17 protein-coding genes are annotated in these 20,043 nt (G+C 46.8%); 8 read left to right on the top strand and 9 right to left on the bottom strand.

The window, feature by feature from the left end; translation table 11 throughout:
• Position 1: 1 nt before the first annotated feature.
• Positions 2-370, top strand: a complete 369-nt coding sequence (locus EOO50_RS05610) for a hypothetical protein (protein ID WP_290838537.1) — start codon at positions 2-4, stop codon at positions 368-370.
• Between the two features lie 28 nt (positions 371-398).
• Here the strand turns inward: EOO50_RS05610 and EOO50_RS05605 are convergent, their stop codons facing one another.
• A complete protein-coding gene (locus EOO50_RS05605; RefSeq protein ID WP_290838536.1) occupies positions 399-1,169 on the bottom strand; it encodes a hypothetical protein in 771 nt (256 codons plus the stop codon).
• A 3-nt stretch (positions 1,170-1,172) separates the two neighbouring features.
• Entirely contained in the window at positions 1,173-1,733 is a 561-nt protein-coding gene (locus EOO50_RS05600; RefSeq protein ID WP_290838535.1) for a DUF1543 domain-containing protein, read from the bottom strand.
• Between the two features lie 101 nt (positions 1,734-1,834).
• Here EOO50_RS05600 and EOO50_RS05595 point away from each other — a divergent pair, with 101 nt between their 5' ends.
• The gene (locus tag EOO50_RS05595; RefSeq protein WP_290838534.1) at positions 1,835-2,359 is read left to right on the top strand and encodes a hypothetical protein; all 525 of its coding nucleotides are present in this window, start codon (positions 1,835-1,837) and stop codon (positions 2,357-2,359) included.
• Positions 2,360-2,422: 63 nt separating this feature from the next.
• Here EOO50_RS05595 and EOO50_RS05590 read toward each other — a convergent pair whose 3' ends face one another.
• Complete coding sequence (locus EOO50_RS05590) at positions 2,423-4,792, bottom strand: glycosyltransferase (RefSeq protein ID WP_290838533.1); 2,370 nt, start codon at positions 4,790-4,792, stop codon at positions 2,423-2,425.
• A 171-nt stretch (positions 4,793-4,963) separates the two neighbouring features.
• Positions 4,964-5,233: a hypothetical protein gene (locus EOO50_RS05585; protein WP_290838532.1), complete on the bottom strand. Its 270-nt coding sequence runs from the start codon at positions 5,231-5,233 to the stop codon at positions 4,964-4,966.
• 549 nt (positions 5,234-5,782) lie between these two features.
• Here EOO50_RS05585 and EOO50_RS05580 point away from each other — a divergent pair.
• The 3 genes from EOO50_RS05580 to EOO50_RS05570 all read left to right on the top strand — a co-directional run bounded on the left by EOO50_RS05580 (position 5,783) and on the right by EOO50_RS05570 (position 9,812).
• A complete protein-coding gene (locus EOO50_RS05580; RefSeq protein ID WP_290838531.1) occupies positions 5,783-7,972 on the top strand; it encodes a glutamine synthetase III in 2,190 nt (729 codons plus the stop codon).
• Positions 7,973-8,078: 106 nt separating this feature from the next.
• A complete protein-coding gene (locus tag EOO50_RS05575) occupies positions 8,079-8,954 on the top strand; it encodes an OmpA family protein (protein ID WP_290838530.1) in 876 nt (291 codons plus the stop codon).
• A gap of 69 nt (positions 8,955-9,023) precedes the next feature.
• Complete coding sequence (locus tag EOO50_RS05570) at positions 9,024-9,812, top strand: OmpA family protein (RefSeq protein ID WP_290838528.1); 789 nt, start codon at positions 9,024-9,026, stop codon at positions 9,810-9,812.
• 114 nt (positions 9,813-9,926) lie between these two features.
• Here EOO50_RS05570 and EOO50_RS05565 read toward each other — a convergent pair whose 3' ends face one another.
• Entirely contained in the window at positions 9,927-10,502 is a 576-nt protein-coding gene (locus tag EOO50_RS05565) for a hypothetical protein (protein ID WP_290838527.1), read from the bottom strand.
• A 37-nt stretch (positions 10,503-10,539) separates the two neighbouring features.
• Positions 10,540-10,998, bottom strand: a complete 459-nt coding sequence (locus tag EOO50_RS05560) for an SRPBCC family protein (RefSeq protein ID WP_290838526.1) — start codon at positions 10,996-10,998, stop codon at positions 10,540-10,542.
• A 295-nt stretch (positions 10,999-11,293) separates the two neighbouring features.
• Between EOO50_RS05560 and EOO50_RS05555 the strand changes: the two genes are divergently transcribed.
• Positions 11,294-12,472 (top strand): AIR synthase related protein, encoded by a 1,179-nt coding sequence (locus EOO50_RS05555; protein ID WP_290838524.1) that lies wholly within the window; start codon positions 11,294-11,296, stop codon positions 12,470-12,472.
• Between the two features lie 746 nt (positions 12,473-13,218).
• Positions 13,219-13,815 carry a GNAT family protein gene (locus EOO50_RS05550; RefSeq protein WP_290838523.1) on the top strand — a complete coding sequence of 199 codons (597 nt, stop codon included), beginning with the start codon at positions 13,219-13,221 and terminating at the stop codon, positions 13,813-13,815.
• Here EOO50_RS05550 and EOO50_RS05545 read toward each other — a convergent pair whose 3' ends face one another.
• The gene (locus EOO50_RS05545) at positions 13,816-14,235 is read right to left on the bottom strand and encodes a hypothetical protein (RefSeq protein ID WP_290838521.1); all 420 of its coding nucleotides are present in this window, start codon (positions 14,233-14,235) and stop codon (positions 13,816-13,818) included.
• 216 nt (positions 14,236-14,451) lie between these two features.
• Entirely contained in the window at positions 14,452-17,889 is a 3,438-nt protein-coding gene (locus EOO50_RS05540) for a choice-of-anchor Q domain-containing protein (RefSeq protein ID WP_290838520.1), read from the bottom strand.
• A gap of 321 nt (positions 17,890-18,210) precedes the next feature.
• On the opposite strand from EOO50_RS05540, the gene EOO50_RS05535 reads away from it, so the two are divergent.
• On the top strand, positions 18,211-18,639 hold the full coding sequence (locus tag EOO50_RS05535; RefSeq protein ID WP_290838519.1) for a hypothetical protein: 429 nt from the start codon (positions 18,211-18,213) through the stop codon (positions 18,637-18,639).
• Positions 18,640-18,842: 203 nt separating this feature from the next.
• Here the strand turns inward: EOO50_RS05535 and EOO50_RS05530 are convergent, their stop codons facing one another.
• A complete protein-coding gene (locus EOO50_RS05530; protein ID WP_290838518.1) occupies positions 18,843-20,036 on the bottom strand; it encodes a peptidylprolyl isomerase in 1,194 nt (397 codons plus the stop codon).
• Between the last annotated feature and the right edge of the window lie 7 nt (positions 20,037-20,043).

Raw genomic sequence — 20,043 nt, 5'->3', positions numbered from 1 at the left:
CATGAAAAATTCTACTTTGTTCATCATGGTTTTTTTGGCGACGGTTTCGACGGGATTCGCGCAGAAAGCGACATCGGACCAACAAGCATTGGCGTTGACTGAAAAAATGCAAACCCAGATCAAGTTCAACGACGATACGAAAGCGAAAGTGTATGCGATCAATCTTGATTTCATAGTAAAGACACAGCAGTTGCGTGATTCGGACGCTGGAAAGGCGCAAAAGTTCAAGTCGCTCAAGTCCTACGACGACAAGCGCGCCACCGAACTCAAAAAAGTTTTGACGCCAAGTGAATACAAACTATTCGAGACGTTCCGCGAGGAGAATCGCGAGGAAATGAAACAGCGTTACAAAGACCGCAAAAACGAGTAAGAAAAAAGCACCGATAGTGGTGCTTTTTTTATGACGTGATGAAAATATCCACGCCGTAACCGTGATGCAGCAAAGGCTCGACATAAGTCGCCTCAGCTATGTTCCTGAACGCGATGTTCGGTTTTTTTTCTTTGCTGTCGTCCATCAGGTTCATCGAGATTTCGTGTCCGGTTTCGAGATGCGACATCACCAACGTCATATTTTTCGATTTGTAGACGCGAACCGAACTCACATAAAGGTCGATTGCTTTCTCGGGCGCATTTCCTCCGAATCCGTAATACGATGTGTCGCGCATGACGGGCAACAGGTGTTTTTTCTTATTGTAGCTCATGTAATCCAAGTGCTTGATCGTATCGCTTTCGATCGCAACCAATTTGCATTTCTGTTGGTAATCGCAGAACGAAATGTAGTCGGGCTTGAACAGATCGATCGTAGGATTTGCCGATTTTATCTTGGACAGGCAAACCGAATACACTGACTGGAGTTTCGATCCGTAATCTTCTTCGAGCGAATAAACCTGTTCGAAATGTTCGGACGTGAGCAACTTTTGGCTTTTGTCGTAGGTTGAAATGTAGGCGTCGAGTATCCACATTACATCCATCGCGCGTGCGTCTTTTAGGCCGAGATCCAACATTTGGTTTCCCTCGGCCTTCGATGTTCTCCGAATCTTAAAGTCGACCGAGACGATATTCCCATTGACGACACCGACCGGGAAAATCTTGAACTGATACGTGTTCAGGCAAGCCGACGCGGTTTCGGCGAAAAGCAGCAACAATAAAGCGAGTCCGATTTTTTTCATAGGTCAGGATTTCAGCAACTTATCTATCTTAACGTAACCGATGTGCAATTCGTCTTCGACCGTCGCGTTTTTTGTGAACCGAAGCGAATATCGCGATTTAATTTCAGGATTCAGGATGTCGGTGACTTTGTAGATGTCGTCCACATCGAGGCCGTATTTGTCGTCGATGTGCGATTCGGCTCCTTTAAAACCGAAGTGTTTGTAGAAGCTCGTGCCTTTTGCGATTTTGGACGCGAGTGCCATCGATTCGGCCACTGCCAAAACTTTATAATGGTATTCCTCGAATTCGCCTTGTTTGTAACCGCCTAAATTGATGAAGAACAAATGATCGCTCGAATCGTCAATGTCTGACTTTTCGACAACCGATATCGAAAATCCGTCCACGCTCGTCACTTCACGCCACGCGTCGATGTGGATCGGCACGCCCGGCCAGAACGCTTTCATCTCGGGAACCAATTCTTTCAATGAATTTCCGACGCCGAAAAAAATATCGTGTTGTTCGGTCAGGCGACCCGGTGGAGTTGCGCCCAACATGACCATATGTAGTTTTAAAGTGTTTTCCATTTCCTAAAAATAAAAATAAAATTTGGGAAATCTATGGGAAAAGGTTTTTTGGTACGGTTTTAGAAAAGCGTATTTTCGAACAATCTAAAACACTTTAAATTATGAAAAAGATATTTTTTTTATTCGCCGCCATCGGGCTTACCGCTTTAACAGGATGCGAAGGACCTGAAGGACCGCAAGGCGCGCCGGGAACGAATGTCGAAGCCGCGGTTTTTGAACTTAATAACGTAAGTTTTAATTTTGACGGCGGTTATTATATCAGCGGAGATTACCCTTCAAACCTGAACGTTCTCGATTCAGATGTAGTGCTTATTTACAGACTTTCGGATTTGATCGATTCACAAACGCCGATCTGGCAACAAATTCCTACGACGATGGAGTTTGATAATGGATATGTAAATTATGATTTTGATTTCAGCCGTATCGATTATCAAATCTATCTTTACGGATCGGTTCCGAATCTTGAACCTGACTACGCCGACGGGCAAACTTTTAGGATTGTGGTTGTTCCAGGGTATTTCACAAACAAAGGAAACACACTCGACTACAGCGATTACAATGCAGTCGTGAAAGCATACAACGTCGACGAAAGTAACGTGAAGCAACTGACGCCTTCAAAAAAATAAAAACGTTTAGTTATAAAAAGAAAAAGACCTCATTGATTTGAGGTCTTTTTTTTGTCTTAGTATTTAGTTTACCGTCATTTTATCTCGGTACGAACGCGTTTTGCGTCGGTGGTAGACTTCGTTTTCATGTCCGAAATATTTGTCGATCATCATGCGCGCCATCAAATAACTTACCGTTGATTCGGCGCCTTGGTTTAGGTTCACGTTGTGTTCCTCAAGTCCGTCGAAACAGCCGCCTGTGCACGGATTGTAAATGATCTGCTGCAAATGGTTGTTTCCGAGGAACCAGTTGAAGGCCATTTCCATTTTCACAAGGTATTTGCGATCCTTGAAAATGTCGTGGAATTTGCGCAACGTAATCACGGTGTACGCGATGTCGATCGGTTGTTCGCCATATTCTTCGCAGACGCCGCCTTTCATGAGCCAGCTTCGGTTCGATATGACTTTGATGCCGTCGTCGCAAAACGTCTTCGAAATCAAAAAATCAAAACTTTTCTTGGCGATGTCTTTGTACACTTCGTTTCCGGTCATCGCGAACGCGCATAGCAATGATTCAGGCAGGACGCTGTTCGCGTATGTAAGGTAGCCTTCGAACCAATTCCACTCGGGCGAAGCTTCGTGGCGGTATAACTTTACGAGACGATTGGCAAGCATCGAAGCTATTGTGACATTGTCCTCATTCTTCGCGCCACGGTTGTAATAATACAATCCTTTTATCATAAACGCCATCGATCTTGGCGAATGTATCCTTTGCGCGTTCGATATGCCGCGATCAAAAATCTCACGCGCTTTTTGCGTAAGTTCCACCGGCAAGATGTTCGAAAGCGAGATCACATAACCCAACGCCCAAAGCGTGCGGCCTGTCGAATCCTCGAGGTTTTCGTTTTTGTTCTGGTCGGTGAAATTAAAATTCATATCGACGTAGTTCACGAACAGGTTGTCGCGTCGTTCGCAAAAGGCTATGTAATTCAAGTAAATTCCGATGTATTTCAAATCCGAAACGTCGTTCTTGAATTTATAGTGTTGACAAAGTGCAATCATCGCTCGCGCGTTGTCGTCGATCGTATAACCTGAATTGATATCGGGTTGGTTGAGTTTCGAAAATTGCAACATTCCAAAATTCGTCGTCATTTTCTTGATGTGATCCAAATTGATTTTCGGGTTGCGATAATGCAATTCGATCTGGTCGTTCGAAATTTTCTGAAGGAATTTGGCGTGTTTCACGGCCGAATTTTCCCAAGCCGTTCCCGTAATCTTGTGCAATCCGTTCGACACCATCTCGTGACGCAATTCGACGTCGAAAATCAATCGGTTCACGGCATCGGCGAGTTGTGCCGAGTTTCCGAAATCGAAAATCAATCCCGCATTGTTAGACAAGAATTCCTTGGCATGCGGAATCGGCGTCGAAACCACTGGACATCCGCAGCTCAAAGCGTACGAGAACGTTCCTGAAACCGCCTGGTTCGGGTCTTTCGACGTGAACAGGTAAATGTCGGTAAGCTGTAGATATTCGAGCAACTGGTCGAGCGGCAGGTATTCATTCACGAATCGTACATGTTTCGACAAATTGAGTTCCTTGATCTTTTGTTCGAGCGATTCGCGGTATTGTTCGCCCTCGTTGAGCACGACCGTCGGATGCGTTTTCCCTATGATCAAAAACAATACGTCGGGCGAGGTCTTCACGATCGTAGGTAATGCTTCGAGCGTCGTCTCAATGCTTTTTCCCGAACTCAAAAGCCCGAATGTCGAAAGCACGGTCCGGTCGCCAATGTTATATTTCTTCTTGAGTACATTTTTATCGATGTGTTTCACCAAGTGCGTTCCGTGCGCAATCACCGAGATTTTTTCCTGGTTTACGACATAATCGCGCGTCAGGATTTCGCTAGCGTCGTCGGTCATCACGATGATTCCATCAACCGAGTCCAAAATGTGCTGCACGTTGGCCTTGAACACTTCGTCAGGACGCGGCAAAACCGTGTGGAACACCACGACGACCGGTTTCTTAATTTGCGTGAGGAACTTGTTGAAGCCTTGCACGTTGTCGGTAAACAATCCGAATTCATGTTGCAGCAATACGATTTTGATATTGTCGTCGGTGTTGATGTTCTGCACGAGTTGGTCGTATGAATCATCGCTTGACGTGTTCAACACAAATTTGACTTTTTTGCTTTTGTAGGTGTGTTGTTCCTTGTCGGTTTCAAGCGCGCACACTTTCAGGTCGAACGAGTACACGAACTGTTTTTCCATGGCTTTGATCAAATCCTCCGAATAGGTCGCAATCCCGCATTGTCGAGGCGGAAACGTCGTCAGGAATAAAATTTCAGGCAGTACGTCGTCTCTCTTGGTTTTGGCATTTTCCAAGAAGAAGTCCTGCGGCAGATAAAATGGGAATTTCGCGTCCCCGGATTTGTTAAGCATGTTTCTCGTTTCCATTGTGTCGTATAGTTGGATGTCGTTGTATTCGTGAACGTCTCAAGATTGCGAGCCGTTTTTCAGGTTCTCAAAGTTCCCTGAAATCCATCTGATTTACTTATATAATTCGACCAAATTGTTGTAAGATTTTTTCTAAAATAAAAACGACCCCGTTAGGAGTCGTTCATTTTTTTACAAGTTTGCGCCTGTTTTGTTCACCCATTGTGAAGCCCTGTCTTTTGCGCGGTTCGCAAATTCCTCTCCGTCTTCGACGATTTGCTTATATTCCTTTTTGGCTTTGCGCTCGAGATTCGAGAGCTTGCTTCGAAACTTGTCGGCGTAATCTTCAGCCGCGCCCTGGAATTTCGCTTTTTTCGAACGGTTCTTATATAATAGGACTCCGGCTACTGCGAGGGCTGCGACACCTATCGCGACACCTGCTACTAATTTCTTGTTATTCATAACTTGTCATTTAGTTGTGTTATTCTTTAAAAGTACGTTACTCGTTCGGGAGCGCAAAACGCGTTACCAAACCTTTAACCTAATTAACTTGAATTTAGTAATGAGTCTTGAGTCTTGAGTCTTGAGTCTTGAGTCTTGAGATTTGAGATTTTGGATTTGGGCGTGACTGCGGCTTTACAAAAGCTGGTCGCATTTGTAAAGCCGCAGTCGGGCTTTCCGCTGTATCTTTTGCAAACCTTGCAGGATTTGCAAAAGGATGCCGCTGCAATCCCTCACGCGGGCGTTTCCAGATCTTATCCTTAACCCAAAGGCAACTTCAAAATCCAACTCCGAACGATAACTTCGTTACATTTGATGACGTCGCTTCCACAAAAACACTTTCTGTAGAACATTTTCATCGACCAACTTCAAAATTTCAGGGTTGAATTATCAAATGTTGATAAATTTTCATTTTTACCCCGTCCAAAATAGGGTATTGTATTTTTTAAATTCAAAAAACCGCTATATTTGCACCAAATTAAAAGGGTTTAATTCTTTAAAACGTACTTTATGTCAACATTCCGTTTTCAATCTATTAAAGAAACAGCCAATAGAAAGGTTGTAGAAGTAAAAGAGCTCGACAAAAAATCGATCATTTTTGGCAGCAATGTGTTCAACGACAAGGCGATGCGCCAATTCCTGACGCCTGAAGGCTACAAAGCCGTCCAAAGCGCGGTACAGCACGGAACCAAAATCGACCGCAAACTCGCCGATTATATCGCGATGGGAATGAAGGAATGGGCGCTTTCAAAAGGCGTGACACACTATACGCACTGGTTCCAGCCTTTGACGGGCGCCACAGCTGAAAAGCACGACGCGTTCTTCGAGACATCGATGGACGGTTCTGATCCGGTAGAAAAATTCGGAGGCAGCCAACTCGTTCAACAAGAACCGGACGCTTCATCGTTCCCGAACGGTGGAATCCGCAACACATTCGAAGCTCGCGGTTACACGGCTTGGGATCCGACTTCACCTGCATTCATCTTCGGGACGACACTTTGTATCCCAACAGTATTCGTTTCGTACACGGGTGAAGCACTTGATAACAAGGCACCGCTTTTGCGCGCCTTGAACGCCATCGACGACGCGGCTACCGATGTGGCGAAATATTTCGACAAAAACGTGAAAAAAGTTACGCCTACGTTAGGTTGGGAACAAGAATATTTCCTGATCGACTCGGCTTTGGCGGCTTCACGTCCTGATATTACCTTGACCGGAAGAACGCTTCTTGGTCACGCTTCGGCGAAAGGACAGCAATTGGAGGATCATTATTTCGGATCGATCCCGACACGCGTTCTGAATTACATGCGCGATTTGGAAAACGAATGTATGTTGCTCGGAATTCCCGTAAAAACACGTCACAACGAAGTAGCACCGAACCAATTCGAGCTCGCTCCGATCTTCGAGGAAACGAACCTTGCCGTAGATCACAACTCCTTGTTGATGGACGTGATGCAAAAAGTAGCCGAGCGCCACGCGTTCAAAGTCCTTTTCCACGAGAAGCCATTCAAAGGCGTGAACGGTTCAGGAAAGCACAACAACTGGTCAATGGCGACTGACACTGGAATCAACTTGCTCGCTCCGGGAAAAACGCCGATGAGCAATTTGCAGTTCCTTACGTTCTTCATCAACACGATCAAAGCGGTTTACACGTACGAAGAATTGATGCGTGCGTCTATCGCGTCGGCTTCGAACGACCACCGTTTGGGAGCGAACGAGGCGCCGCCTGCGATCATTTCGGTTTTCATCGGACAACAGCTTACGAAAGTCCTTGAGAATCTTGAGAATGTGACCGACGGGAAATTGTCGCCCGAGGAAAAAACAGATCTTAAACTGAACGTCGTCGGTAAAATTCCCGATGTTCTTCTTGATAATACTGACCGTAACCGTACGTCACCGTTCGCATTTACAGGTAACAAGTTCGAATTCCGCGCCGTAGGTTCATCAGCGAACTGCGCCGTTTCGATGACGACCTTGAACACGATCGTCGCCAAACAATTGAAAGACTTCAAAGTTGAGGTCGATAGTTTGATCGACGGAAAAGGTCTGAAGAAAGACGAGGCGATCTTCAACGTACTTCGCGAATACATCAAGCAAACCAAAGCCATCCTTTTCGAAGGCGACGGTTACAGCGACGAATGGCAGGCTGAAGGCGCGAAACGCAAATTGAGCAACCACAAGACGACTCCTGAAGCGTTGAAGGCGAAAGTATCTCAAAAGGCGATGGATTTGTTCGCCGAAATGGGCGTCATGAACCACGTCGAAGTGGAATCGCGTTACGAAATAGAACTCGAGGAATACACGAAAAAAATCCAGATCGAAGGACGCGTTCTGGGCGACATCGCTCGTAACCACGTCGTTCCGACTGCGATAAAATACCAGAACACGCTTATCGAGAACGTGAAAGGTCTTAAGGAAATCTTCGGAAGCGACTACGAAAGCATCGCGAAGGAGCAAGTGAGTTTGATCAAGCAAATCTCAGGTCACATCGAAGGGATCAGCTCTAACGTCGACGCGATGACTGAAGAACGCAAAAAAGCGAACAATCTTGACAGCGCCGAGAAAATGGCGGCCGCGTATTGCGATCAGGTGAAACCGTATTTCGATATCATCCGCGAGCACTGCGACAAGTTGGAACTTTTGGTTGACGACGAGACTTGGACGTTGACGAAATACCGCGAATTGTTGTTTACACGATAGTTGATAATTCAAACAATAAAAACCCGCTTCTTTTCGAGGCGGGTTTTTTTATGCGTATGGCGGTCGCAACAAATTTGTGTACCTTTCGTTATCCCAAAAAAGAATCATGAAGTTTCCCGTTGTACTGCTTTTGTTTTTTTGCGCGCCTGTTTTCGTGAACGCCCAGGAACAATTTTCGGTGTATTTCGATACGAATAGGCACGATCTGAAACCCGTCGAACACGACCGTCTTGGGAAATGGATTTCCGACAATCCTGAGGTGAAGATCGTTGCCATAAACGGTTACACCGATGAGGACGGAAGCACGGGCCACAACGATACGCTCGCCCAAAAACGCGTGAATGCGATCCACGATATGGTCAAAGGGAAGATCAGGATCCGCGGCGATTTCAAGAAACGAAGCTTCGGTGAGTTGCACAAACACTCGGCGAATAAGGCCGAAAACAGGAAAGCTACGATCTATTATTTGCTTGAAAAAGACATTGCGCGCGAGAACGAAATCCTAGGTTCGAAACCTTCGGCCGAAAAACGGGTCGTCACATATCCTGAAACCATAACGGTCAACAACGCCGACGGCTCGAAATCGGAATACAAACTCAACGTCGAGTTCATGACGCGAATGACGAACGCGAAAACGGGCGAGAAACTCACGATCGCGAATTTAAATTTCGTGATCAACACGTTTGCCATCGTCGCCGATTCCCGTTCGAAACTGTATGAATTGCTGCTCGTGCTCCAACGAAATCCGAATCTCAGAATCGACATACAGGGCCATTTGTGCTGCAGCCCGAAAGACCACACCGATTTGTCGACCAAGCGCGCCAAGGCAATCTACAGCTTTTTGCTCAACAACGGTATCGATAAGACGCGGTTGTCGTACAAGGGTTTCGGCACGAACAATCCGTTGCATGCGATTCCGGAGAAGAATGAGGAAGAAAGGGCGGCGAATCGGAGAGTTGAGATTGAGATAGTTGGGAATTGACAATTGACAATTGACAGTTGACAATTGACAGTTGGGAATGAATTTTTCAATGGACGCGAAATATAAGTCATGAAGTATCTTTTTACCATTATTGTTTTTTCATTGTTTTCAAGCCTTGTCGCGCAGGATAGGGCAGAAGTGTTTTTCGAGTTCGACCGATATGACCTGAATCCGTCGGAGCAACAAAAACTCGAAACTTGGATTACTGAAAATCCGAAAGCCGAAGTCACCGCGGTTTATGGCTATTGCGACCGCATAGGGACATTGAATTACAACGACAGCCTTTCGTTGCGCCGCGCGCAGGCGGTTACCGAATTTCTTAGATCACGAAATACTGTATTCGCAAGCAATTTTACGCTTAAAGGTTATGGTGAAAGTTTTCCGATGTCGCGGAACCACTGGGAGAATAGGAAAGTCGCGCTGTGGTACAATTCGGGGAAACCCATTATCGAAAAACCCAAAAGTGAACTTAGCGAAAAGGTGAAAAAAGCAGTCGTGGGCGACAAAATCAAGCTCGACAACATCAACTTCTACAACATGAGTGACCAGATCGTGGCCAACAGCGCGGCCAAACTCAAGGAACTGCTCGCCGTGATGCGCGATAATCCGAACCTAAAGATCCAGGTACAAGGCCATATTTGTTGTCAGACCGTGCGCGAAAAAGATTACTCCTATGTGTCGACGATGCGCGCCAAAGCGATTTACGAATATCTGATCCGCAACGGAATCGCTAAGGAACGCTTGTCATACAAGGGTTTTGGGGTTTCACGACCGATCCATCCGATTCCTGAGAAGACTGATCGTGAGGCTGATGAGAATCGAAGGGTTGAGATTGAGGTTGTGGGAATTGATAGTTGATAATTGACAATTGACAATTGACAATTGATAATTGATAATTGACAATTGATAATTGACAATTGATAATTGACAATTAATAATTAATAATTGGACTTTGTTTTGGGTTGGGAATTATTATAGTTGGATTTGGAGTGTCGTGTCTTTTGCGAAATAGTGATTTTCGACATGGTCATATTTTTTTAGGATCATTCTTATTTGAAGGTTGTCGTTTTTGAATTGGAGATCTTTCTTTTCGAAATAAAGGTTTTTGTCGAATTCGAAATCGGCAATTATTTTTTCGAACAACAAGAGTTTCGGCTGTGTAATTTCATAATGAGATGTATGAGCCATAAATCCCGAGAAGTTTTTGTAAATGTGGATGCCGCTGTCGTTTAACCGTGAATCTTCGGGCGCGAAACAGAACAGGACAATAGAGACGAGAATGGCTCCGAAAATCCCATCGATCAGCCAACTCACCAAAATGAAGACGGGCGACAAAGCGAAGAACGAAAAGTAAAGAAGTCGTTTTTTAATGGGTTTCAGATAGGAGAAGAATAAAATCAATCCTGAAACATACAGCAGGATTTTCGCGACGAAAACGATTTGATAGTTTACGCTGATTTGCACAGACATCCGAAATACGAAATTCAGCAGGAGAAATCCCAGCAACAGCAAATGGAATTTGAGCAAGCTTGATCTGTATTTGGCCATTGTCGGTCTCGGATTTAGATTTATCTGATTCGTTTTTTTAAACCATGGTCGAAAGCTCCGTCTCGAGCCTGTCGAAATTTTCCTCGTTCTTGTCGACGACATACGGTTTGATCTTCGCACATTCTTCGACGGTATCGAAAATCTGACGGAACGTAACTTTCGTTTCGGTTTCTGAAATTTCATCGAACGTCACCGCAACCTGGAAAAGCGGCTTCGAATAGCGTTTCCAGAGTAGAAAAGAAAGCGGTTCGATCTGCGTGAATTCCACTTCGTTCGCGTAGTTTCCTTTTTCAGGGCCGTGCATGATGAAACTCCATTTGCCGCCCACGCGGAAATCGAATTCGTTGAACGTGTTCGTGAAGCCGTTCGGTCCCCACCAATTTTTGAGATGCTCGGGTTCGGTCCAGGCGCGATACACCAATGTCCGAGGGAAGTTCAGGATTCTCGACGCGACGATTTCGTGGTCGGGCGTTGTTGTGTTGATGTCGATCGGCATTTTATTTTTTAGGCAATTTAAGAATTTTCGTTTATGTTTTTTGACCGCGTTAAGGATGGCGGCCTTTGCTTGATACAGTTCGGCTATGCCTCTGGTGTCTAAGTAATTAGCCCGTCGCGCCGAACCGTCCAAAATCAAAACTTGAATCAAAAACTCACAAGCCTAACGCGAGCGACGAACTCAAATCAACAAATCAACAAATCAACAAATCAACGAATCAACGAATCAACGAATCAACAAACAAACAAAACACCGATTCAACAAAAAACCTATCTTTGCCCAACAACACAAAACCATGAGTCAAGACACTTCAAAACGCTACGCCCAACGCGGTGTTTCGGCCGAGAAAGAGGACGTTCACGCCGCGATCAAGAACATCGATAAAGGACTTTTTCCGAAGGCTTTCTGTAAAATCGTACCCGATCATTTGACGGGCGACGGCAATTATTGCCTCGTCATGCATGCCGACGGAGCGGGAACGAAATCGTCTCTCGCGTACATGTACTGGAAGGAAACCGGCGATTTGAGCGTTTGGAAAGGCATCGCCCAGGACGCGCTCATCATGAACATCGACGATTTGCTTTGCGTGGGCGCGACCGATAATATCATGTTGTCGTCGACCATCGGGAGAAATAAGAATTTGATTCCGGCCGAAGTGCTTTCGGCGATCATAAACGGAACCGAAGAACTCATAGAGGAACTCAAGAACTTTGGCGTAACGATCCATTCGACCGGAGGGGAAACCGCCGACGTCGGGGACTTGGTGCGCACGATCATAGTAGATTCAACGGTTACGGCCCGCATGAAACGCGGTAATGTGATCGACAATGCGCGCATCAAACCGGGAGACGTGATCGTGGGGTTGGCGTCGTTCGGACAATCGAATTACGAGAAGGAATACAATGGCGGAATGGGAAGCAACGGATTGACGTCAGCTCGACATGACGTGTTTTCGAAATATCTGTCAGAGAAATATCCCGAGAGTTTCGACGCTGCGGTTCCCGGCGAGCTCGTGTATTCGGGCGGCGTGAAATTGACGGATGCGGTCGAGGATTCGCCTCTGGACGCGGGAAAACTTGTGTTGTCCCCGACTCGCACCTACGCGCCGATCATCAAGAAAATACTTTCAAAATATTACCCTGAGGATATTCATGGCATGGTGCATTGCAGCGGAGGCGCGCAGACTAAGGTGTTGCATTTCGTGGATAATGTGCATGTGATAAAGGATAATTTATTTCCGGTTCCGCCGCTTTTCAAGTTGATCCAACAGCAATCCAAGACGGATTGGAAAGAAATGTACCAGGTTTTCAATTGCGGGCATAGGATGGAATTGTATGTTCCCGAGGCGATTTCTGAAGATTTGATTTACATTTCGAAGTCGTTCGGCGTCGATGCACAGATCGTGGGTCGCGTGGAGGCTTTTGAGGGGAAGAAGTTGACTATTGCGAGTGAGTTTGGGGAATTCGTTTACTAGTTTGTTTTAAAACATTTAGATTTTTTTTGAACCATTAAGGTCATTGAGAGCATTAAGGGTTTTCGTAAAAAAAAGGTATTTTTAATGAACGTGAGGCGCTTAATGTTGTCAACGTTTAGGACATAAGTTTTGTTTTTTAGTATTCCGACTTTAAATTTTCTGAACCATTAAGTTCATTAAGATCATTAAGGGTTTTCGGAAATAAAAAAAGCTATTCTTAATGTTCTTAATGTTTTTGATGTTTAAATATTTTGTTTTATAAATCCGACTTGAAATTTTCTGAACAATTAAGATAGTTAAGGGAGTTAAGGGTTTTCGGAAATAAGAAAAGCTATTCTTAATGGACTTAATGTTCTTAATGTTTAGAACATTTCGTTTTATAAATCCGACTTGAATTTTTTTGAACCATTAAGTTCATTAAGATCATTAAGGGTTTTCGGAAATAAGAAAAGCTATTCTTAATGAACTTGATGTTTAGAACATTTTGTTTTATAAATCCGACTTGAAATTTTCTGAACAATTAAGATAGTTAAGGGAGTTAAGGGTTTTCGGAAATAAGAAAAGCTATTCTTAATGGACTTAATGTTCTTAATGTTCTTAATGTTTAGAACATTTCGTTTTACAAATCCGACTTGAATTTTTTTTGAACCGTTAAGTTCATTAAGATCATTAAGGGTTTGTCGGAAATAAGAAAAGCTGTTCTAACGGCTTTATCTTTTTGATGGTTAATTTAATAACTTCCAATAATGACTTTTGACTTTAACCAAAACCTAATTTTAGAAAACGGACGCGTTCTCTTGTGTCCGTTGCAGCTGAGCGATGTCGATCACTTGCTTTACCTGTCTGAAAACGAGCCGGAGCTCTGGAAATATTCATTGGTTCCCGCGAGCGGCGGACGGGAGAATCTCGAAAATTATATTCGGATCGCGATCGAAGCGCGCGATAACAAAACCGAATTCCCATTCATAGTGTTCGACAAGGCAACCAATCGTTTCGCAGGAAGCACGCGTTTCTACGACATGAATTTTCCCAATAAATCGCTGCAACTCGGTTACACTTGGTACGGAATTGATTTTCACGGAACGGGTTTGAACAAGCACTGCAAATTCCTATTACTCCAATATGCGTTTGAAAATCTCGAAATGGAACGCGTCGAATTCCGCGCCGACGCAAGCAACGAACGCAGCATCGCGGCCATGAAAAGCATCGGGTGCAAAGTCGAGGGAATCTTGAGAAGCCATGCGCCGAATCTCAATGGCGGCCGACGAGACAGCATCATTTTAAGTATTCTGAAAGACGAATGGTTCGGTGACGTGAAAAAAGAGTTGTCTGAGAGACTTTAGTCACAAAAAGAAAGCGACCAATCCCACGAGTAGAAAAAAGATTTGCCGAATCGCCAGTCGGTCGTAGTACCGTTTGCGCGACTCTTCTTTATTTGTCTGTTTTTGCGACAATGTCAGTGCGAGTGTGATGATCACTGAGATTGCTCCGATTATCAACAATACGTTCGCGCCCGGCCAATTCAGTATGCCAAATTCAATTCCGATGACCAACGTCGACAGAAAAAGTCCCGTAACTATCGAAAGCGCGGTATTTTGATTCTTGATGCTTTTGTCGGACAAGAAGAAAAATCCAAAAGGGAAATACAGCAAAGCAAGCGTGGAGAGCGCCAGGATGACAAACAAACTCCCGCCCGGGAAGTGGAGCAGCCTGAAAATGATCCCAATTAAAAAAAGTCCCGTGAATGCCGATTCCGTGCGCATGTTTGATGTTTTTTCAAATATATGCGATTTGTTGGGAGTTTTTGGAACGCGGCACTATACTATTTTGCAGACCTAACAGATTTTCAAAATCTGTTAGGTCTTTCAAAAATACCGAAAAACCCGAAATTTCGATTACGTGAAAAACGCATATTTTCACAAAAAAAAAACGGCTTCCACTCGAGATCGAAGCCGTCAAAGCTAACTAACAAAAATTTACTAATCGGTAATGACAAGTTTGTGGTTCTCCGCGAAATTGCCTGATTGCACGCGAAGCAAGTAAACGCCCGTTGCATGACCGCCGGTGTCCATTTGCGTCGATATGCCGCCAAGTTTCATTTCGCGTACTGTTTTTCCGGTTCCCATATCCACGAGCGTCACGTTGGCTTCCCCGTCAAAAGTCGAGGCGAGTTCGATCGTGACCAAACCTTTCGATGGGTTAGGGTAAATGCGGCTGCGTTTTGATCCGAAGGCAAAATCCTCGACCCCGAGTTGCGATTGCGCCTCGAATGCGCCGATGTCACGAATTCCACCAAATACGGCCATTCCCAATTGATCCGCGAACGTATCCGACGGGCTTCCCGTGTTATAAGCCGGGCTGTTCGCTTGCAGAGCGTGCGTGAACGTCAATCCGCCATTGTTAGCCAAAGGTCCGAAAAGCGGATTCAAAGGCGTGTCGTTCGGGCCTTCAAGGTCGCCGGTAGCAAGCGTGAAGACGTTCGCATCATCCGATCCGATAAGGTTGTAGCCTTGGGATGTGAAACTGCCCGTCGCTCCCCAAACATTGCTGCCTGAAGCGGCGACGTTGGTTGCCACGATGGTATTCTTGATAGTCACCGACGTAGCGCTGTTGTTGTAGATTCCGCCACCATTAGTCGTGGTCGAGTTGTTGGCAATCGTAAGGGCATTAAGGGTAAGTGCAGCGTTGTTGTACAATCCGCCGCCGTTGTTGGCCGACGTGTTTCCTGAGAATGTACTCGTCATCACAGTCGCGGTTCCTGTTTTCACGTGAAGTCCGCCGCCGTTTGCGAGCGCTCCGTCAGAAATGTTGTTAGAAATCGTCGACGCGCTCACCATAAGCGTTCCGCCGTTGTTGAAGATTCCGCCGCCTCCGTGTATGGCGTCGGGTCCGCTGGCCGTATTGGCATTTACGGTCGATGTCATCACGTTCAATGTTGAACCTGTCTGATTCCAAAGTCCGCCACCTTCGCGACGAGCGTCGTTGTTCGAAACGTTACATTCGGTGAAAGTAGCCACGGTAACTCCCGTGATATGAAGCGCGCCTCCGTTTCCTGGATTCGGTGTTCCGGCTCCGCCATCGACGTCATTGTTCGTAAGGTCGGTTCCTGAAACCGTGAGCGTTCCCGCTACGACTTCGATTCCACCGCCAGCGCGATTTGCCGAGTTGCCGTCAATCGTTGAATCGGTAACCGTAACTGTTCCGGCAAGGCTGAAGATTCCGCCACCGCTTCCGCTGGTTCCGGTTGCGAGGTTGTTCGAAATCGTGCTGCCGGATACGTTTACTGTTCCAGCCGTGTTAAAGATTCCGCCACCGCCGTCGTCAGCTGCAGCGCCTGTCGATGTATTCCCGTCGATCTCGACATTCGTTACGGTCATCGTTCCCGATCCGTTCCAAAGTCCGCCGCCTTCAAGCCCGGCCGTGTTGTCGTTTACGGTTCCGCCCATGATGGTTGCGCTTCCGCCGCCAGTGATGTGCAATCCGCCGCCGTTGCCCGGAGGTCCTGAAGCGGTATTGCCGTTGAGGTTCACGTTGGTCAACGTGATCGTGCTCGTTCCCGAATTGTCTTCGATGCCACCGCCTGCGCGAATCGCCGTGTTACCTGTAATCTGGGTGTTTGTTACCGATAGTTGCGATCCGACGTCGTTCAGGATTCCGCCTCCGCTTCCGAGTGTTCCATTGGCTACGTTATTTGAAATCGTCGCGCCTGTGATCGTGAGCGTTCCGCCGTTGAGATTGTAGATTCCGCCGCCGCCTTGGTCAGCCGCGACGCCCGAAGCCGTATTTCCATTAATCGTCGTCCCGCTGATCGTCATCGTTCCGGTTCCGTTCCACAATCCGCCGCCTTCTTGTGATGCCGTGTTCCCGTTTACGGTTCCGCCCGTGATCGTCGCGCTTCCGCCGCCTGTGATATGCAAGCCGCCGCCGTTGCCCGGAGGTCCTGAAACCGAATTTCCGTTGAGGTTTACGTTATTCAAAACTATCGTGCTTGTGCCCGAATTGTCTTCGATTCCGCCGCCTGCGCGAATCGCCGTGTTACCTGTAATCTGGGTGTTTGTTACCGATAGTTGCGATCCGACATCATTCAGGATTCCGCCGCCGCTTCCCAATGTTCCGGTTGCCTGGTTATCGGTGATTTGCGCGCCCGTCACGACGAGCGTTCCCGCGTTGAGGTTATAGATTCCGCCGCCGCCTTGGTCTTGAGCCGCGCCTGCCGCTACGTTTCCGTTGATCACCGTACCGTTTACGGTCATGGTTCCGGTTCCGTTCCAAAGCCCGCCGCCTTCAGCTCCCGCGTAGTTGAAACTCACGACACCGTTTGTGATATTTACCGTTCCGGCCGCCGTTACGTGAAGTCCGCCGCCGTTTCCAGGTGCGTTGTTGGTCGTATTGTCGGTGAGCCAGACATTGTTCATGTTGACTGTTCCCGCGTTGTTTTCGATTCCTCCTCCGGCACGGTTCGACGTATTCTCTGAAATTTCAGTGTCGGTGATCGTGACGGTCGCCCCGACATCGTTCAGGATTCCGCCGCCGCTTCCCGCAGCTCCGCTGGCAATGTTGTTCGTGATTTGCGAATCATCGATGATCAACGTTCCGCCGTTTAGGTTGTAGATTCCTCCGCCTCCGTTGTCGGCCAGCGCGCCTAAAGCTGTATTGCCGTCGATTTCGGCGTCTTCGATATCGAGCGTTCCCGATCCGTTCCAAAGCCCGCCACCTTCGGCCGCAGCGATGTTGTCGGAAACAAGTCCGCCGTTGATTTCACCCATTCCGGCTCCTGTGATGTGCCAGCCGCCTCCGTTACCCGGAGCTGCGGTCGCTGGCGCGACACCTGCATTGTTGCCTGAAAGCGTGACGTTGTTGAGCGTGACCATCGTTCCGGCGACGCTTTCAATTCCACCGCCTGCGCGATTTGCACGGTTGTCCTGGATTTGTGAGTTGAACAGAACCAGGTTTGCGCCGGTCGCCACATAGATCGCGCCTCCGCTTCCGGCAGCTGCGTTCGCTACCGAATTGCTGATTCGCGATGCATTTACCGCTAAGTTCGCGTTGGCGACATAAATTGCGCCTCCGTTATCGGCCAGCCCATTTGTAAGGTCGATGTCGTTGATGATTACGTTTCCGGACGTAATGTTGAAAATTCGCGAGCTTGCGTTTGCGTTTACGGTTGTATTTATGATACCGTTTCCCGTGATCGTGAGCGATTTGTCGATGGTGATTTGACCCGAAGTCAATTGTACGTTCGTAATTCCCGGAAAGACCGTGATAATGGCTCCCGATGATGCATCCGCGACCGCCTGGCGTAAACTGCCCGGGCCCGAATCGTTGTTGTTTGTCACGACTTGCGCGTTCGAAATTGCTATCCCAAAGAGCAGGATCAGCGCTGAAATCGAATTTTTCAGAGTAAAGTGTTGTTTCATAAGTTGTTGTTTTTAAGTTGCTGAAGGGTGGTCTTCTTACTTGTTTACGATTAAAGTTCTCGATTGGTTTTTGGTTTTCTGTTAAATAAATGCCAAGGAATCAATTTATTACTTTGAAATTGCGCTCAACACTTGAAGTCTGCGATTTCGGCGGACGCATATTCGGAACGTTGCCGAGCGCAGACTCGCGCGTCGACTTGAGTTGGCCGTCGACGGGAAGATATTTGTTTCAGTTTCATTCGAACGAAAGTGTGAATACAGTTAAAATCCTAAAGCAGTAAATCACATCGCGGCATTGCGTATTTTTGCAAAAAAAAACACATGGAACTACATCCGACAAAAGGAATCGGGCCGCTGCTTTTCGGCATGAAACAATCGCATGTCGAGGCCATCATGGGCAAACCCGACAAGCATTTCAAGGACGAAGACAAGAACGTGATCTGGGCGTACAACGCGGCGAAACTGCGGTTGACGTTTTATGAAGATGAGGATTTCCGATTCGGATATCTGATTTCGGCGAATCCCGATTTGACGTTGTCGGGCAATCAACCCATCGGCAAGAAAGTCGCCGAAGTAAAAGAGAACCTTCCGCAAAAAACATTCAAGACCTGGGAAGTCGAGAGTTTCGACACGGCCGACAATCATTTCAACGAAGCGAATTGGCTTATCCTACAGGAAGAATTCGGAGTCGTTGCGAAGGTTGAAATGGGCGCGGTGATCGTGCGGGATGAGTTTGAGTGGGCGTTTTAGGAGTTGGATTTGTTAATCGGTTAATGGTGGAAATCGTTAGTTAGAAACAGAGAATCTTAATCGACTTATAACCGCCACTGAGCGATCAGTCGATTACACAAAAAATACTATTAAATCGAAGTTTCAATTTTCCCATAACCGTTAAACATTTAATCGATTCACCAATTAAATAATAAAAAAAATCCGGCCTAAGCCGGATTTTTTTATGGCATTTTCTCAACCAATTCAATTTCGAAAATGATGTTCGCGTTGGGCGGGATGACGCCGCCTGCTCCTTGTTCGCCATATCCCAATTTGGATGGAATGAAGGCGATGAGTCGGTCACCGAGGTTCATTTTTTCAAGCGCTTCGATGAATCCGGGGATCAAGCCGCTTTTGTTTCCGGCCGTGAACGGGAAAGGTTTGTATCCGCCTCCGGCTGCGCGTTGTTCGTCGAAACGGCCATATTCTTTGGCGATGTCCTCGAAATTGGAATCGAAAAGTGTTCCGTCCTCGAGGTAACCCGCATAGTAAATGTAGACTTGCGTTCCATCGGCAGGTTTGATTCCTTGTCCTTTTTTGAGGATTTTATATTGCAGGCCGCTGTCGGTCGTGATTGCCGTGGCACGCAATCCGTCGAGATACGGTTTTTTCTGCGCTTTTACGGCATTCGCTTTTTCGTCGGCTATCTTCTTGGCAGCCGCGGCTTCGTCAGCTTTTCTCTTGGCTTCCTCGGCCTGTTTTTTCTCGTCTACCGATTTGTTCGCGAAATAGTCGGCGAAGATCTTCGGAGCATCGAAATTCTTGGCTGCTTTTCCTTTGCGCACGATCGTTACCTTGTTGATCACATCGTCCTGGGCAATCGCGTTCACGACATCCTGACCTGTTACGACATGACCGAAGACCGTGTGTTTTCCGTTGAGCCAAGACGTTTCCTTGTGCGTGATGAAGAACTGGCTTCCGTTCGTGCCCGGACCGGCGTTAGCCATTGAAAGTGTTCCTGGGCCTGTGTGTTTCAAATCGGTGATTTCGTCCTTGAATTTATAACCCGGGTCGCCTCCGCCTGTTCCCAACGGATCGCCGCCCTGGATCATGAAGTCCTTGATGACGCGGTGGAACTTAAGGCCGTCGTAAAAGCGTTTCCCTTTGTATTTTTCGTTAACCTGCGGGTTGTTTCCCTCGGCCAACGACACGAAGTTCGCAACGGTTACGGGCGTTTTTACGAACTCGAGCTCGAGTACGATTTTTCCTTTCGATGTTTCGATTTCGGCAAACATGCCTTCGCCCGCGTTTGCAGGTTTCACAGCAGGTTTCGCGGCGGATTTGGCAGCGGTTTTAGGTTTTGCCGGCTGCGGTTTGTTTTGTGCGTGCGTCACTCCAAAGGCGAGCAACAGTAGGAACATTACTTTTACTTTCATGTCTTGA

It is taken from the genome of Flavobacterium sp. (genome assembly GCF_004211145.1).
In the GTDB taxonomy this organism is placed as follows: domain Bacteria; phylum Bacteroidota; class Bacteroidia; order Flavobacteriales; family Flavobacteriaceae; genus Flavobacterium.
The sequence above is the reverse complement of the archived record's forward strand: the minus strand, read 5'-3'. Positions and strand labels throughout refer to the sequence as shown.